Raw genomic sequence first — 15,516 nt, 5'->3', positions numbered from 1 at the left:
GCGCTCGCTGCCTTCGTGTCGTTTTGAACCACATCCCATTCCGATCTGGCATCACTCCTCATCAATCGGATACGGTCGTCCTGCGACCCTAGTGAGAACCGCAAAATGAGCGACGACGTACAGGCGCTGATAGAACTGAACCTTAAGATCGCCGACGCCGAGAACCGGGGCGACCGCGAATGGCTTGCCTCGATCCTCGCCCCTCGGCTTGCGTTCCAGCGTGCCGACGAGGCCCGGACCGTCGACGACCGGATCGCGTATCTGGAGAAAGTAGCGCCAGGGGGCACACGGGTGACCCGCATCGTCGAGCCCATCGAGATCCATGGGAGTCGGGCAGTCGTGAAATGCATCGTAACTGCCGGCGTCCGGGAGTTCCACAACCTGCGCCTCTTCGTTCGGCGCGACGGTCAATGGCAGTTGCTCGGCTGGGCCAACGAACCGGTGTGAGCGCGCAAGTGAAATGCGGCTTCATCCAAGTCCCCGATCGAGGCGATAGTCGAAGGGTATGCAAGTATTTCTCCACTACGTGATCGACTGTCGCGGACTATGTTGAACTGGAATAAAGTCGCAATACCGGGCGACGATGCCACCTGAGGCGGCGCCTGGGCATGACTTTGTCTTGCGAGGTGAGGCATCGCCGCATGAGACCGATTAAAGCAGGCGCTCGGCTCGTCCCCTTGGTCGGGGGCCTCTGTCTGCTCGCGGCTCTCGCTGCGGCTCTGCTAGACCCCGGCAATGTGGTGCGAAATCTGCGCGAGAATGTTTTCGACCGCATGCTCATCTGGTCCCCCCGGCCGAATGCCACGAGCCCCGTGATCGTCGTGGAAATCGGCAGAGATGCGCTGGCAGAGTTTGGACCATGGCCCTGGCCGCGAAGTCGTCTGGCCGAACTGGTCGACAGAATCGCGCACGGGCAGCCCAAATCCGTTGCTATCAACATCGTGCTCTCCCCGCGGGAGACGACGGAGGCCGATCCGGCGGACGAGAAACTCGCGCAAGCCATAGCGCGCGTGCCCACAGTCCTAGCGATGCTGCTCGACCCCGCGCCGAGTTCGGCACTCTCCCTGCCCTCGTCGACACCCATTGCCACACAGGGTGTGGTGGAGGTACCGGACCTCCTACAGATGCCCGGAGTCGTGCTGCCCGCACCTGCCTTCGTGGCCAACGCCCGGGGTCTCGGTGTGACTTCGCTGCCGGCGGAGGAGGGTCAGCCTGTGCGTTCTGTGTACCTGCTGGCGGCAGGCGCAGACACGCTCTTTGCCGGCTTTGCCGTCGAAACCGTCAAGGCGGCGGAAGGCAGCAGCAATCTGATTGCCTCCGCCCCGCCGCAGGCGCTTCGCGTCGGAAGATACACCATCCCCCTGCCGCACGACGGCACGATGCGGCTTCATTTCGCGACAAGGGCAGATCGGAGCAGGTTAACCATCCCAGCCGAGGCGCTTCTGTCCGGCCGCATCGCACCGCAAGTACTTGCAGGTAAGATCGTAATGCTCGGCGCCAGCGCGCCGGAAGCCGGCGGATTGCGGCTGACGCCGGCGGATCCATTCATGCCGTCGGTCGAGATCGAGGCGGAAGCCGTCGAACAGGTGATCAGCGGACATATTCCGACGCGCCCGGAGGCCATGGCCTGGATAGAGATCGCGATCGGTGGCCTGATCGGCGTGCTCGGCATTCTGTCGGTGATCTATCTCTCGCCGGCGCGCGCGCTCGTGGCCGTGGCCGCCCTCTCCGCGGCCTGGATAGCCATAGCGCTCATGCTCAGTACGAGGTCCCTGCTCCTGACAGATCCTCTCATCCCGGTGCTCATCGCATTGATCGCCGTCCAGGGCGCTGGCCTTACTCAGTTCGCCAGGACCTATCGCCAGCGAGTAGCGATAGAAAGACGCTTCGCCCTCCACCTTCCGCCAGAAATCATCCGGCGCATCGTCGAGAATCCGAAGGAGATCGGCTTTGCGGGCGAGACGCGCATGATCACGGCGCTCATCACCGATATCGAAGGCTTCACCGCGCTGACGGAGCGGATCGGCCCGGAGGCCACTATTTCCCTGCTTGACCGCTATATCGAAACTGTGGCGGGCATCATCGTGAGTCATGGCGGCATGGTGGACAAGATTGTGGGCGATGCATTTCATGCTTTCTTCAACGCACCACTCGACCTGCCGGATCACGCCGAGAAAGCCGTAACGTGCGCCTGTGCCATCGTCGAGGCGACGGAACGCCTCCGGCAGGACGGGAATCCGGTCGCGGCACAACTAGGGCGAACACGCATCGGCATAGAAACCGGCCTGGCCGTTCTGGGCGACGTTGGAAGAGGATCCAGGCGCGATTATACGGCCTATGGGCGGGCGGTGAATCTCGCGTCCCGGCTCGAAGGCGCGAACAAGCGCCTGGGCACATCGGTTCTGCTCGGACCGGGCACGGTCGCCGAACTTCGCGGCCGCATTTCCTTGCGCAACCATGGCATGATCGAGATCAGTGGCTTGGACGAGAAGATCCAAGTGTTCGAACCTGAATCCGTGTCATCGCCCCAGATCTCGTAGAATCAGTCTGGCGTTCGATCTCGTTATTTTTGCGCACGTGCTTGCACGGATCGGCGCGGTTTACGCAATGGCGTCCTAATTAACCAGAGCCATCGCCTTCGCGATTTTGGGCTTGCCCCAGACTTTGATGGGTCCGGGGGCGGCGCCTGGGCTAGCAATGTCTGTGCCTTCGCCCGCGTTAAGACGGACCGTGCTGCCACCACCCGTCACATCAACTGCGCCTCTCACGACAAACACGCCGAATATGCCATCGATGGGTCCCGCGAAGAACCGCGTTCCCCGCACAGCGATAAGCGCGAAGGGGCTTTGGACTTCGAGACTCTTCAGAAGTCTGCCTCTCGTATCGATGAGAAGCGCGCCCTTATCCAAAACGAGTTCACCGCCGCTGTCGACGATGAAACGATCAATCCTGACGGAGGTCTCGGCCCCAAGGCGTAAGCGCGTTCTGCGCGCAAGCAGGGCCCCGAGCCGCGAATCGGCCGCAGTTCTGAGCGTGTCTTTGAGAAAAATCGATGATCTCCGCGTCAGCTTGCGACGTTTGTCATTGAGCTCGCCAAAAGCATAGCCGGTGATTTCTGATACCGCGCCGACAGCCGTTTCGGCGGAGATGGCGGGCAGCGCCACACAATATGCTGCTGCGGCTGCAATTGCCTGCAAGGCTCGCCGACGGTCGAGGGCGTGCAAAAAGCCTAGTCGCCTCATGAACACTCCTTCCACGGCGCGTTCGGACTTCTCTTATTATACAACGTCACCATGCCTGCGCGGTGAAGGATCAGGTTACAGTCGCCAGGACAATACGCAATACCGAAATAAGGCCTTACCCCCCCGCCAGCTAAAGAACTGGAAAGTACCTGCCTCTCAAGATGAGGTTCGGGCGCCGAAAATCCACATGGTTTCAGATCGGGCGCCGAAAATCCACATGGTTTCAGAAGGCACCCAGCGCGCAAAACATTATCCACGCCGCTTGCCGGCCGACAGCCCACGGACCCTTAGCTAAAGAAATGAGAAAGGCCTCCCCTAAGGGAGGCCTTGTTACATGTAGCGCTTAGCCGCCGCTGCCGCCGCCATCAGTGCCGCCGCCGCCGCCATCACCGGGTACCGGTGTCGGTGTTCCACCGTCACCGCCGCCGCCGCTGCCGCCGTCACCGCCGCCACCGCTGCCGCCGCCGTCACCGCCGCCGCCGCTGCCGCCGCCGTCACCGCCGCCGCCGCTGCCGCCGCCATCACCGCCGCCGCCACCGCCGCCGCCATCATGGCCGCCGACGCCGCCACCTTCACCGCCACCGCCGCCGCCTTCACCGCCGCCGCCGCCTTCGCCGCCGCCGCCGCCATCGTGGCCGCCGACACCGCCGCCGCCGTCACCGCCGCCGCCGCTGCCGCCGCCGTCACCGCCGCTGCCGCCGCTGTCACCGCCACCGCCGCCGCCGTCAGTGCCGCCGCCGCTGCCGCCGCCATCGCCGCCGCCGGTACCGCTATCGGCGAGAATCATTGGCTTTGCTGGTGTCTGATTCGCAAATGCATGGCTCGTTGCCGTTAAAGCCAATAGTGCCACACCGGCGAGAATCGTCGCTTTCCTCATTACTCTCTCCTCTGTCAGATTATGCTCTGACTCAGCGAGCCGTCCCCTGCATTAACCACTCTGACCAACAATCGGACAAAATTACGACAAGTAAAATTTTTTTTGGCGTCCGCAGAAAAAATCGCCAATACATAAAAGTTGAAATATTTCCAGATCTTGCCGTTACGTACGGAAACTCAACTGACGAACCTCAGGCCGCGTCCGCTTAATAGCTGATCGAGCTTGATTAACGAATACCCCCTTGCAACGTTAGGTAGCAACGCTCGAATCTGCGATGTCTGTCAGACTCGACCACAAGTCTGCGGCACGCTGTCCACGCGTTGACAAGGGGGGTCGGCCGGCGCCACCCGTGGCAAGCTTGAAACCAAACAGGATTCTAACAAACAGGATTCTAATTTGGCCGTTAGGCTACACTGCCTGAGACAAGAAAATGTTCCCGATCGCGCAGATCTCGCTACGTTATCGGATACAATTTTTCACGAGCCCGGCCCTTAAATCAGTTGTCAACTATAAGCGAATTAGCGTAAGGTCAGAAACGAGAAGAAGGGCGTTTTTGGGTTCCACTATTTGATGTAGCTGGCTTGTTGGATTGAAAAACCCAATAGGTGGCACCGTGAGGAGTCATGAGTCAACGGCCCTTCCCGCCTTGGCAGAAGTACCCTGCAGCGCTTTTATACCGAGCCAGTTTTCTAAGATCGAGCCCCAGCAAGCTGGCCCAGCTTGTCAAAGCTAGACTATTGGCGATGGTGAAAGCACCATCACGGTATCTGACGCTCTATCTCACCGATCTGTCCTTGTGTGTATTGGCGCTCGTGCTCGCCATGATCTTCCGGTTCAGCCTCGATGCGCCCTTCTCCGTGCATCAGGAGTTCAACCGGTTGCCGGCGGCAGTCCTCATGCTGGTGGTCATCTGCGCCGTCATTTTCCCTGCTACCGGGCTTTACGACCGCAATTGGCGGTTCGCATCGATCTCCGATCTGATGAGCATCGTCAATGCCGGGATATTCTCTTCCCTGACATTCGTCTTCGCCTTGTTCCTGTTCAACCGGGTCGAATCAATTCCGAGATCCGTCGTCGCGATCGAGATGCTTCTGCTCATTCCGCTCTTGGCATTCGTGAGACTGAGATTCAGGCTTGACGAATTGCGGCCGCTTGGACCCTATTATTCCGGCACAGACGTCCGCAAAGAGGCGGTTCCCATTCTCCTCGTCGGCGCCGGGCATGCCGCGGATCTCTATCTCCGCGCGCTGCGCCACGATCCGAATGCGAGATATCGGCCGGTCGGATTCATCGAAGATATGCCGACCCAGCAGGGTCTGATGCTCCGTGGCATCCCCGTTCTCGGGACTCTTGGCGAGTTTGATCGCGTGCTCGAGCTGTTGAGTGCTCGCGGCCAGCGGCCGCGCCACGTGATCTTCACCGAGCCGCTTTCCGCATTCACCGAAGGCAGTGCGCAGGCACTGGTGGATCGCGCGGAGAAGCTTGGAATTGCCTATTCCCGATTGAATCCGGTAACCGAACTCAGGAATCCGCGATCGCAGGATCGCTTCGAGGTCCGTCCCATTGAAATGACGGATCTCCTCGAACGGCCACAGGCGGCGCTCGACAAGGAGGCCGTGCACAGGCTGATATCTGGCCGCAAGGTGCTGATCACCGGCGCCGGCGGATCCATCGGAAGTGAACTCACTCAGCAGATTGCGGCGCTGCGCCCAGCGGAGCTCATTCTCATCGAGAACTGCGAGTACAATCTGTACGCCATCGACATGGCGCTTGCGGAGGCGCACGGCTCGATAAAGCGCACCGCCCATATGTGCGACGTACGCGATGCGTCCCGGCTGGAGAAGATATTCTCTCTCCATCAGCCCGAACTGGTATTCCACGCCGCAGCGCTCAAGCATGTCCCCATGGTGGAACTCAACCCTTGTGAGGGAATGCTGACGAATGTCATCGGCTCGATGAATGTCGCGAATATGGCTAAGCGCGTCGGAGCACTGGCCATGGTGCAGGTATCTACCGACAAGGTGGTGAACTCGACCAGCGTCATGGGCATCTCGAAGAGGCTTGCCGAGCTCTTTTGCCAGGCCCTCGATCTCGATGGCCTCGCGGCGAATACGAGTCCCCGCTTCATGACCGTGCGTTTCGGCAATGTGCTGGGATCGAGCGGCTCGCTGATCCCTCTGTTCAAGCGGCAGATCGCGCGCGGCGGGCCCCTCACCGTCACCCATCCGGACATGACCCGCTACTTCATGACCATTCGCGAAGCCGTGGAACTCACGTTGCAGGCCTCGGCCTATGGTCTCGAGCGCAAGCTCGGCCAAGGCGAGGTCTTTGTCCTGGACATGGGCGAGCCGGTAAAGATCATCGACATCGCCCGCCGCATGATCAGACTTGCCGGCTACACGCCGGACAAGGATATCAGGATCGAGTTCGTCGGATGCAGGCCAGGAGAAAAGCTGTTCGAAGAATTGTTCGACGATTCGGAGAAGCGCGTCGCCTCTCCCGTCCCGGGCGTTCTTGGCGCCATTCCAAACCCGGTTCCCTCGCAGCTCCTGCGCGAGAACTTTTCCCGCCTCGCGGCCTGTGCGCAACGAGGCGACGTCGATGGTATGTTCGAGATCATCGGGGAAGTGCTCCCCAACAACGCCCGCGTGGCCAGCGCGACATCGCGCAAGGCAGGCATTTCCGAAAGCAACGCCGGCTTCAATCTGGGCGGCCCCTGTGCGGCCACACGTTGAGGGGCTAGATTGAGGTCGGAGCCTGCGCTTCGGTCGGCGCACCCCTGTGCGGGATAGCCTGGTCCTGAAGATTCCGTTCACCGGCTGGCAGGTGGTCAGACGCGCCGGCATTGGAGCGCTGGGCGCCCTGCCGATATCAGGTCACCATGCCCGATTTCGCCGGCTCCCGCCCTCCCCCCAAAAACCACTCGTCTTTGAACAAACTGATCTGAGGATCGCGTCGTGAAAGCTCCATCGACAGCGTCGATCAAGATTGCGGTTACCGGCGGCGGCGCCTTGCTGGGCCAGGGCATTCTGCGCGCGCTGCGGCGCAGCAGCCTGCAATTACATACCGTTGCGCTCGATGTGAGTCCGCTGTCTGCAGGCTTGTATTGGGCCGACGAAGCCTATCTGGTCCCCTTGGCGAATGCGCCAGATTATCTGGACGCCATACGCCGCATGCTGGCGAAAGTGCGGCCGGATGTCATGCTGGTTGGAACTGATGTGGAGTTGGTGCCGCTGGCGGCGCAGCGCGCGGAGTTGGAGCGCGAGTTCAATGTGCAAATCCTGGTCAGCTCCCCGGAGGTCGTGGCGATTGCGGACGACAAATACCAAACCGCCCGTTTTTTCAAGCAGCATGATTTTGCAGCGCCGGCTTCGGCATTGGCGCATGACAAGCCCGGCATTGCCGCGGTGATTGCGGAATGCGGCTTCCCGCTCATCGTCAAGCCATGCATAGGTGCGCGCTCCTATGGCGTGAGCAGGGCCGACAATGAGGAGCAGCTGCAATGGGCGCTCGCGCATACGAAGAATGCGGTGGTGCAGGAATGCATCAGCGATGCGGACGGCGAATTTACGGCCAGCGGCTTGTATTTCGATGGCCACTGTCATGCTGTCATCGTTATGCGCCGCGACCTGCGTGACGGCAACACTTACCGCGCATTTACGGTGTTCGATGCGGTGTTGGAAGCACAAGTCAAAGCCTGGACCGAAGCGCTCAAGCCCCATGGGCCGGCGAATTTTCAGTTCCGTATCGACGCCCGCGGACGGCCCAAAGTCTTCGAGATCAATGGACGCTTTTCTGGTACAACACCACTGCGGGCGCATGCCGGGTTCAATGAAGTGGAGATGTGTGTAAGGAAGCTGCTGTGGGATGAGCCTATCGTCCAGCCCGAGGTCAAGCCTATCACTATCCTGCGTCACTGGTCGGAAACCGTCATTGAGCCGCAACAAGTGGATGCAGTGAAGCGGATTTAGTCGAGCAGCCCATGGATCACATTTAGATGACAATAGCGGTCACCGGCGCTGGTGGACTTCTGGGGCGGGCGATCGTGGATCATCTGCGGCGGGCTGGTTTTCCGGTGCTGGTTTTGTCGGGCAGCCTGGCCAGCAGTGCTGACTATGAGGTACGGCGCTGGCGTGCCGATTGCTCCTGGGAACAAAGCGCCGAAATGCTGCGTGGCGCCACGGCGCTGGTACACGCCGCAGCACACATCCCGCGCAATCAAAAGGATCCTGATGAGGCACGGGCCTGTGCGGAAGTGAACGCGTTGGGCACCTTGCAGTTGCTGCGCGCCAGCGAGGCTGCCGGGCTCACCCGGTTCATTTTTATTTCCGGCGCCAACATCCTGCGCTTGCAGGAACGGCCGGTGCATGAGGATGACGCTATAGGCTGCGAACATGCGCCTTATTATCTGGGTAGCAAGGTGCTCGGCGAGATTTATGTGCGTTCCTGGTCGAGCCAGGCGTTGCGCACGCTGACTCTGCGTCCGAGCGCGATCTATGGGCCGGGCATGGTCAGCGGCGTCTTTCCACTGTTCATCGAGCAATTGCGATCCGGCAAACCCATCGTGTTGAAGAATGGTGGCAGCTATCGCGCGGATTTCATCTGGCGTGATGATGTGGCTAGTCTGGTCGCGCAAGCGCTTCAAGGCGCGCAGGTCGGGGAGGTAAACCTCGGTTCAGGCCAGGCGCATTCCTTGTTGGAGGTAGCGCAGCTGCTATGCGAGGTACTGAATGCGGATCCGCGATTGATCACCGTAGAGCCCGCCACCGACAGCGCGGGGTCTGCGGGTTTTTCTGCCGTCGATATCAGCCGGGCGCAGCGCTTGTTTGGTTTCCGACCAGTGTCTCTCAAGCAGGGCCTTGAGTTGTGGCTGGCAAGACGGAGCTAGGCTGATGCGGTTGGCAATCGTGGGGGATATTCACGCCAACGCGGGAGCCTTGCGCGGCGCCCTGGCGCAGATTGATCGGCAGGGATGCGATCAACTGATCCTTATCGGCGATCTATTGACTTATGGCGTCGATGTCGAGGAAACCCTCGAACTGGTTGCAACCCGCATCTCGCGGGGACGGGCGATGTTGCTGCGCGGCAATCATGATGCGCTGTATGACGATTTGTTGGCCGGGCAAAAGACCGGCTACTTCAGCCGGCTGCCTGATTGGATACGCGATTCCGTCGAGTGGACGCAGGCGCGGCTTTCTCCGGCGCTATGGTCCCAGTTGAGATTTCACGATGAAGTGGTGCAGCAGAATCTGCTGCTCAGCCACGCCAATCCTTTCGGAGCGGGACGCTGGGATTATCTCAATACCGAGGAGGAGCATCTTGCCGCCGTCGCCGCCTTGCAGGAGCGTGGCTTTCAGGCGGGGGTTTTCGGCCACACACATCGGGTCAAATGTTTTCAGTACATCAGGGATCAGAGCGGGTTTTTCACCGCCGCGAGCGGCGATCTCGACCCTAAGAAGCATTATGTGTTCAACGCCGGATCGATTGGCCAGCCACGCGATCGCGCTGACCCGAATCCCTATGTGCTGTGGTTCACTGACACCGCCACACCTGGTGGGTGGCAGTTCAGCTATCAACGCTATTCCTATGACGTAGACGCCTATCTTGCCGGTATCCGCGGCAGCGGTCTCGCACCCGGATCAAAAGATAAGATCTGCGATTTCATTCTGTCGCCAAGCTAGAGCGCCGGATGCTCACATAGAATCGGCGCGGCGCTCTAACTCATTGATTTGCGCATCGGATTGTCCGAAAACCGCTTCGCACTTTTCGGTCCGATGCTCTAGCGCATCCGATCCTTGCGCGATCAACCGGTTTGTTGAACGACGCTCGCCTCGAGGCTCGCCATCTCGACCACTTCCCGAATGGCATCCGCATGCTTCGCGATGGTTCTTGAGTCGATCGACGGGTCGATGAGGAAGGCAAGGCTGGTTTCACCCAGCTCACGGGCATTCGACAATCGTTCCGCCGGTCCGAGCCCCCGCGATGTGAAGGCCTTTTCCAGATACATCTCCGAGCAGCTTCCTGAGAAACAAGGGACGCCGCGGGCCTGAATCTCACTCATGATCCGATCCCGGTTCCAGCCGTTCTTCAGCTCGTGGGGCCGAACAAAGGCGTAGAAGCGATACCATGCGTGACGTATCGAATTTGGCGGCCGTGGGACGCGCAGCGCCGAACAGTGTCCTATGCCCGCCCGCAGGATTTCCGCGTTCCGGCTACGCTGTTCGTGCCACATCGGCAGCCGCTCGAGCTGCCTCAGGCCCAGTACCGCCTGGATCGATGTCATTCGCATGTTCGTGCCGATGCTCTCATGCAGCCATCGGAAGCCCGGCGGATGCGCGGCAGCGAAGACGGTATCGTAGGATTTTCCGTGGTCCTTGAAGCTCCAGCATTTCTTCCAGAGCTCGTCGTCGTCCATCGCGACGAGCCCGCCTTCTCCACCGGTCGTTATGATCTTGTCCTGACAGAAGGAGAAGGCCGCGATATCGCCGAAGGAACCGACTGGACGTCCCTCGTATTCCGCGCCATGCGCCTGCGCGCAGTCTTCGATGAGCCAGATGCCGTAGCGGCGCGTAAGCTCGAGGATCGAAGACATGTCGCACGGCCATCCCGCCAGATGCACGACGATCACGGCCTTGGTCCGCCGGGTTATCTGTTCCTCGATCGTCGCGGCCGTCAAATTCTGGCTGTTTCGGTCAACATCGGCGAATACCGGAATTCCGCCGGCAAGCGGCACACAGGACGCCGACGCGATGAAGCTTCTCGGCGTGACGATGACCTCGTCGCCTTCCTCGAGGCCAATGGCGTGAAGCGCCAGGTCAAGCGCCAGCGTCCCATTCGCCAGAGCGACCGCATGCTTTCGACCTACATGCGCCTCATAGGCGCGCTCGAAGTTGCCGACATGCGGTCCTGTCCAGGCATTTACCTTGCCCGACCGCAAGACCGACACCACATCGGCAATCTGCTCTTCGTCATATACTGGCCATGAACTCATCAAAGACCTACCTGCGCTGGAGCCCCCATGCAAAACGGCACGAAATCTAATCCAGATTTGCCAGATCAGCGACGTGAGCCGCGTGAACCTTGGCAAGATGGGACATGGCAATCGCCAGCCTTTGCTTGTTGATCCGCTCGCCCACCAGCAGCGTCTTCAGTGTCAGCAGGAGAACGAATAAATCAAGCGAAACACTACGATGATCGACGTACCAGATGTCGAGCGCCAGCTTCTGCGTGTTGTTCAGTCGCTGGCCACCGTTGACTTGCCCCCATCCCGTCAATCCCGGACGGACCGAGCAGCGATGGCCGCCGAGCCATCCCATCTGCTCGATGGTCTCGAGCAACAGCGGACGTGGGCCGACGATGGCCATGTCTCCGCGCCAGATCATGATCAGCTGTGGCAGCTCGTCCAAGCGAAACCGTCTCAGGAATTTGGTGATCGGCGTCTGACGGTCCGCGTCAGGCAATAGCGCGCCCTTGGAATCACGATAGTCATGCATTGTCCGGAACTTGCTTATCCTGAACAGCTGCATGCCCTGGCCGACGCGATTCTGCGTGAACAGCAAGGGTTTGCCGAGCACGAAGTATATGACCAAAGCCGTAACCGCCAGTGGAAGAGCCGCCACGATAAGCGCGATGAGCACACATACTTTCTCGCCAAAGCGCTGAATCAGAAGGCTATCGACCGGCAATGCCTCAACACGACGCTCGTTCTTCACGACCGGCTCGCTCATAGGACCGTCATTGCATGACAGATGTGCTGCTACCCGTAGACTGCGACATGGACGCATCGGGAGGGTACTGGACTCTCTCAACGCTGACCAAGACGACATCGCCCGGCGTGAGGTATGTGACGCCGGTGGCCGGCACTTCCTCTGTATTGCCGTTTGACGTGTGACGGATCTTGTACTGCATCTTGAATTTCGGCGCGCTCTTTGAATCTTCCGAGATCAAGTTCGAAACAAGCAACAGCTGCTCCTCTGTTGTGCTCCGATTGGCAAGGAGCTTCTCGATCGCGACCTGGCGCTCCTGCAACTGGCTGAGAGCTTCCTTCGTTCGCGCTGATTCAAACTGCGATAGTTCCCGCTTCAGAGCGGTACCCTGTCTACGCGCATCGGACATGTCGGAGTAAATCTGCAGAAGCCGACCTTCATCCGCCGTCAACTGGCGTTGAATTCTCGACACTTCGACCACGGTCTTGATGCCGCCTTCCAGAAGCTTGTTCGACCGGTCAAGCTCATCCTGGCTGAATTTGATTGTTTCTTTCTGATTGGCAGCGAGCTTTTCGAGAATTTCTATCCGACTGTCGATCTCATTGATCGACTCTTTCATCAGTTTGGTCTGGTCCGCATATTGGTCGGCGTCATTCCTCAGTATCTTATCCTCGCCTTGCCGCAACGACGCGAGCAACTGTTTGTCCAAGAAGGGACGAGTGGCTTTTGGCGTATCGTCATCCTCTATCTCGGTGCGACCATCAAGCTGCGCCACGAGGCGTGCAGCCCAGATCGCCTCGCGCGTCAGATCCGACTCGTAACTCTGCAACTCGCCGCGCACTCGAACGCGGGTCAATACGCGGTCCTCCGTGTTCGATACGCCGGTATTCGGGCCGCCTGCCAGGCCGACAGCCTTCTCTACGGTCAGCTGGGTTGTAAACGGATATGAACCTGGCGACTTCACGTCGCCCAAGACAAAGATCGGGCGATAGGTCACAATGTTCAGCCCAATCTGGGGATCGACGAACACCTGGCGATCAATGAACTTCTGTCGCACTTGATTGCGCGCTTCCGACAGCGTCATATTCGCCACACTGACCGCTCCCAGGAGTGGCACGTCGATACGACCGTCGTTCCCGATGGTCAGCTGCCTTGGAGGATCAGCATCATCGAGTATGTCGAACTCCAGCACGTCACCCTCGGTGAGCGTGTAACTGGCGACATCGGCCTTCGCCGTCTTTAGCGACATCGGCGGGCCCAGAACACCCAGAGCAAGGATGGTGGCGAAGAACGAGGCTTTAATCAGAGGTAGAAAGGGAACAATAGACGAACGCAGGCACTGGTGCATCTGAACCTTACCCTTACCGAGCCATTTTTCAGCTAACCAAGAGGTCAATTATAGCATAAGATCAGGGAAAATGAGGCATTGAAAATAATGGAAATCATTAAGGATCTTCCAGTTTATGCCATCTAAAGTTGCGAACGAGATTCACTTTGAAAAGAGTCAAGCTCGATTGATCTGATCAGGAAAGTCGAACGGATGACACCTCACGCCCCTCCCGAGAGTTAGGTTTAAAAAGCTAGCTTCGCGCCGGACATGGCGCGGAGCTCCTCTGCGTGCCTGGGGTTCGCGCCTGCTGAGTTGATCCTCCATGATTATGCACATCATCACAAATTTCACGAACACAGCCGGTGCTGAATCGATGCTGGCGCGGCTGCTTAATGTCAGCCGGGACGAGCGCACGGTCGTCGTCTCGCTGATCGACGTATCCGACCGCAACCGGGCTCGAGCAGCCAATCCGCAAGTGTCCTATATTTCCCTCGGCATACGTTCCCTTGCTGGAATGGTGGGCGCCCCGTTCGAACTCCGAAAGATAATAGAAAGGGAGAAGCCGTCGGTAATACTCTGCTGGATGTATCACGCCGCCGTCGTGGGCGCGCTCGCGCGGTCCTTCGGCAGATATCAAGCGCCTGTCTACTGGAATGTCCGGCAGTCTCTCGATGACACCGCCGCATTCTCAACAAGCGTCAAGATCGCCGTCGCGGCTGGGAAACTCCTATCGGGTTTGCCACAGGGCATCATCTACAATTCGGAAAGAGCGCGCAGACTGCATGGCGAGCGCGGCTTCAAGGACCGCAACAGCATCGTCATCCCCAACGGCTTTGATATGCCACCGCCGGTCGCCACGACTCCGAAGGTTCCGTCCGTATTCGGCATTGCCGCGCGCCTCCACCCGCAAAAGGATCACGCAACCTTCTTCCATGCCGCAGCACTCGTGCATCAGACGCATCCACAGGCCCGCTTTCGGGTCGCCGGAGTGGGACTTACGTCGGACAACCCCATCGTGACGAGCCTTCTGGCAGAGACGCGCCTGCCTTCCACATCCGTGGATCTTTGTGGAGACGTCAGTGACATGGCATCTTTCTATCAGAGCATCGATGCACTCGTGCTTTCCTCCCGAACCGAAGGTTTTCCCAATGTCGTCGCGGAAGCGATGAGTCACGGAAAGCCGGCGGTGACGACCGACGTCGGCGACGCGGCCACGATTGTCGGCGACACAGGTTGGGTGGTTCCCGCACGCGATCCCCCCGCCATGGCGAGCGCCATGAGAACCGTTCTCGGTCTTTCACCGGAAGAATATGGCCGTATGGCGCGAGCCGCCCGAGAACGCGTGCAGAGGGACTATGAGCTGCATGCGATCGACAGAAAATACCGCAGCTTCCTGCAGGTTTGACGCTCGTGACCTGCCCCTCCCCGACAAGACGCGCCAGCTCTGACGAAACACGAAAGAGTAACCCTTCAACTCGACGGATCGCCCCTGTGACCATAACCGCGACTGAGTTCTTCAACACAAGCAATATTGCCGTCGACCCGAAGGTCGAGGCGGGGTTCTATGGCACGCTCAAGATGCGAAACGGCACTTTCAAGCTCACGCGCGCGTCGCGATTCGACGAGATCGAAAAAGTGATGGGAAGCGCGCTCGCCGAACGGGCCGCGCGTTTCCGGAATATTCTCGATATCGGCGTGTCCACGGGTATCACGACCGCCGAGTTCGCGGACTTCCTTTCGTCGACAGGAGCAGCGGCGGACTTTGTGGCGACAGACCTCTATATCGACGCCTATATCGTAGAGCCGCTGCCTGGCGTTCGCATACTCACCGACCACGACGGTTGGCCCATGCAATATGACATACGCGGCAAGGTAATCCGGCCATGGATTCGCCGGCTCGACTACATCACCCTGGCGTTCATCCCCAGGACATTGGCCAGAATGTACTTCCAGAAGCAGGCCGCGGACTTGATCAGTCGGGGAAAGCACAGGGCCGTCCGCCTGATCAGCCCCCGCCTGGCCAAGAGAACCGACATCAGGATGATAGAGGACGACATTCTGGTCCGGTCTCCCGCCTTCGCGCGGAGCTTTGATCTTGTCCGCGCGGCGAATATCCTGAACCGCGACTATTTCTCCGAATCATCGCTTGGTCGCGCCATCAGCAACATTCACTCCTATCTGCGAGGGCCAGGTGCGATGTTTCTCATCACCCGGACCGACTCATCATCGAACAATGCCGGCACGCTGTTCGAGCTGAACGACCAGCTCATGTTTCAGGTCGTCGAGCGGGTCGGGAGCGGCTCCGAGATAGAAAAATGGATCGTCGAGCGCAGCTGGAATGACAAAGTTCAATGAGCGCCT

The 15,516-nt window shown here is 59.5% G+C and carries 13 protein-coding genes; 8 read left to right on the top strand and 5 right to left on the bottom strand.

Going from position 1 to position 15,516, the window contains the following annotated elements:
* Positions 1 to 105 precede the first annotated feature (105 nt).
* Both G5V57_RS20815 and G5V57_RS20810 read left to right on the top strand, forming a co-directional pair.
* Complete coding sequence (locus G5V57_RS20815) at positions 106 to 447, top strand: nuclear transport factor 2 family protein (RefSeq protein ID WP_165169476.1); 342 nt, start codon at positions 106 to 108, stop codon at positions 445 to 447.
* Positions 448 to 608: 161 nt separating this feature from the next.
* Positions 609 to 2,540, top strand: coding sequence for a CHASE2 domain-containing protein (locus G5V57_RS20810; protein WP_371744573.1), 1,932 nt, complete (start codon positions 609 to 611; stop codon positions 2,538 to 2,540).
* 75 nt (positions 2,541 to 2,615) lie between these two features.
* Here the strand turns inward: G5V57_RS20810 and G5V57_RS20805 are convergent, their stop codons facing one another.
* Both G5V57_RS20805 and G5V57_RS20800 read right to left on the bottom strand, forming a co-directional pair.
* The gene (locus G5V57_RS20805; RefSeq protein ID WP_165169474.1) at positions 2,616 to 3,242 is read right to left on the bottom strand and encodes a FecR domain-containing protein; all 627 of its coding nucleotides are present in this window, start codon (positions 3,240 to 3,242) and stop codon (positions 2,616 to 2,618) included.
* A 330-nt stretch (positions 3,243 to 3,572) separates the two neighbouring features.
* On the bottom strand, positions 3,573 to 3,995 hold the full coding sequence (locus G5V57_RS20800; protein ID WP_165169473.1) for a hypothetical protein: 423 nt from the start codon (positions 3,993 to 3,995) through the stop codon (positions 3,573 to 3,575).
* Between the two features lie 867 nt (positions 3,996 to 4,862).
* Here G5V57_RS20800 and G5V57_RS20795 point away from each other — a divergent pair.
* From G5V57_RS20795 to G5V57_RS20780, 4 genes are all read left to right on the top strand, one after another.
* Positions 4,863 to 6,854, top strand: a complete 1,992-nt coding sequence (locus G5V57_RS20795; protein ID WP_246737303.1) for a nucleoside-diphosphate sugar epimerase/dehydratase — start codon at positions 4,863 to 4,865, stop codon at positions 6,852 to 6,854.
* A gap of 246 nt (positions 6,855 to 7,100) precedes the next feature.
* Positions 7,101 to 8,090: an ATP-grasp domain-containing protein gene (locus G5V57_RS20790; RefSeq protein ID WP_165174203.1), complete on the top strand. Its 990-nt coding sequence runs from the start codon at positions 7,101 to 7,103 to the stop codon at positions 8,088 to 8,090.
* A 26-nt stretch (positions 8,091 to 8,116) separates the two neighbouring features.
* A complete protein-coding gene (locus tag G5V57_RS20785) occupies positions 8,117 to 9,007 on the top strand; it encodes an NAD(P)-dependent oxidoreductase (protein ID WP_165169471.1) in 891 nt (296 codons plus the stop codon).
* 4 nt (positions 9,008 to 9,011) lie between these two features.
* Entirely contained in the window at positions 9,012 to 9,800 is a 789-nt protein-coding gene (locus G5V57_RS20780; protein ID WP_165169470.1) for a metallophosphoesterase, read from the top strand.
* Positions 9,801 to 9,922: 122 nt separating this feature from the next.
* On the opposite strand, the gene G5V57_RS20775 is transcribed toward G5V57_RS20780, so the two are convergent.
* The 3 genes from G5V57_RS20775 to G5V57_RS20765 are packed head-to-tail and all read right to left on the bottom strand — an operon-like array spanning position 9,923 to position 13,173.
* A complete protein-coding gene (locus G5V57_RS20775) occupies positions 9,923 to 11,110 on the bottom strand; it encodes a DegT/DnrJ/EryC1/StrS family aminotransferase (protein WP_165169468.1) in 1,188 nt (395 codons plus the stop codon).
* A 46-nt stretch (positions 11,111 to 11,156) separates the two neighbouring features.
* Entirely contained in the window at positions 11,157 to 11,846 is a 690-nt protein-coding gene (locus G5V57_RS20770; protein ID WP_165169466.1) for a sugar transferase, read from the bottom strand.
* 7 nt (positions 11,847 to 11,853) lie between these two features.
* Positions 11,854 to 13,173 carry a polysaccharide biosynthesis/export family protein gene (locus G5V57_RS20765; protein ID WP_165169464.1) on the bottom strand — a complete coding sequence of 440 codons (1,320 nt, stop codon included), beginning with the start codon at positions 13,171 to 13,173 and terminating at the stop codon, positions 11,854 to 11,856.
* A 304-nt stretch (positions 13,174 to 13,477) separates the two neighbouring features.
* Here G5V57_RS20765 and G5V57_RS20760 point away from each other — a divergent pair, with 304 nt between their 5' ends.
* Positions 13,478 to 14,560 (top strand): glycosyltransferase, encoded by a 1,083-nt coding sequence (locus tag G5V57_RS20760; RefSeq protein ID WP_165169462.1) that lies wholly within the window; start codon positions 13,478 to 13,480, stop codon positions 14,558 to 14,560.
* Between the two features lie 86 nt (positions 14,561 to 14,646).
* Complete coding sequence (locus G5V57_RS34495; RefSeq protein WP_165169460.1) at positions 14,647 to 15,510, top strand: ATP-binding protein; 864 nt, start codon at positions 14,647 to 14,649, stop codon at positions 15,508 to 15,510.
* Positions 15,511 to 15,516: the final 6 nt, after the last annotated feature.

Source organism: Nordella sp. HKS 07 (assembly GCF_011046735.1).
Classification (GTDB): Bacteria; Pseudomonadota; Alphaproteobacteria; order Rhizobiales; family Aestuariivirgaceae; genus Taklimakanibacter.
Note: the sequence above shows the minus strand (reverse complement) of the source record. Positions and strands in the feature narration are given on the sequence as shown.

Coding starts and splice junctions, on each gene's coding strand:
- G5V57_RS20770 (WP_165169466.1), bottom strand. CDS start 11,846: ATGAGCGAGCCGGTCGTGAAGAACGAGCGTCGTGTTGAGGCATTGCCG.
- G5V57_RS20785 (WP_165169471.1), top strand. CDS start 8,117: ATGACAATAGCGGTCACCGGCGCTGGTGGACTTCTGGGGCGGGCGATC.
- G5V57_RS20810 (WP_371744573.1), top strand. CDS start 609: ATGACTTTGTCTTGCGAGGTGAGGCATCGCCGCATGAGACCGATTAAA.
- G5V57_RS20800 (WP_165169473.1), bottom strand. CDS start 3,995: ATGGCGGCGGCAGCGGCGGCGGCACTGACGGCGGCGGCGGTGGCGGTG.
- G5V57_RS20765 (WP_165169464.1), bottom strand. CDS start 13,173: ATGCACCAGTGCCTGCGTTCGTCTATTGTTCCCTTTCTACCTCTGATT.
- G5V57_RS20760 (WP_165169462.1), top strand. CDS start 13,478: ATGATTATGCACATCATCACAAATTTCACGAACACAGCCGGTGCTGAA.
- G5V57_RS20805 (WP_165169474.1), bottom strand. CDS start 3,242: ATGAGGCGACTAGGCTTTTTGCACGCCCTCGACCGTCGGCGAGCCTTG.
- G5V57_RS20795 (WP_246737303.1), top strand. CDS start 4,863: ATGGTGAAAGCACCATCACGGTATCTGACGCTCTATCTCACCGATCTG.
- G5V57_RS20780 (WP_165169470.1), top strand. CDS start 9,012: ATGCGGTTGGCAATCGTGGGGGATATTCACGCCAACGCGGGAGCCTTG.
- G5V57_RS20775 (WP_165169468.1), bottom strand. CDS start 11,110: ATGAGTTCATGGCCAGTATATGACGAAGAGCAGATTGCCGATGTGGTG.
- G5V57_RS20815 (WP_165169476.1), top strand. CDS start 106: ATGAGCGACGACGTACAGGCGCTGATAGAACTGAACCTTAAGATCGCC.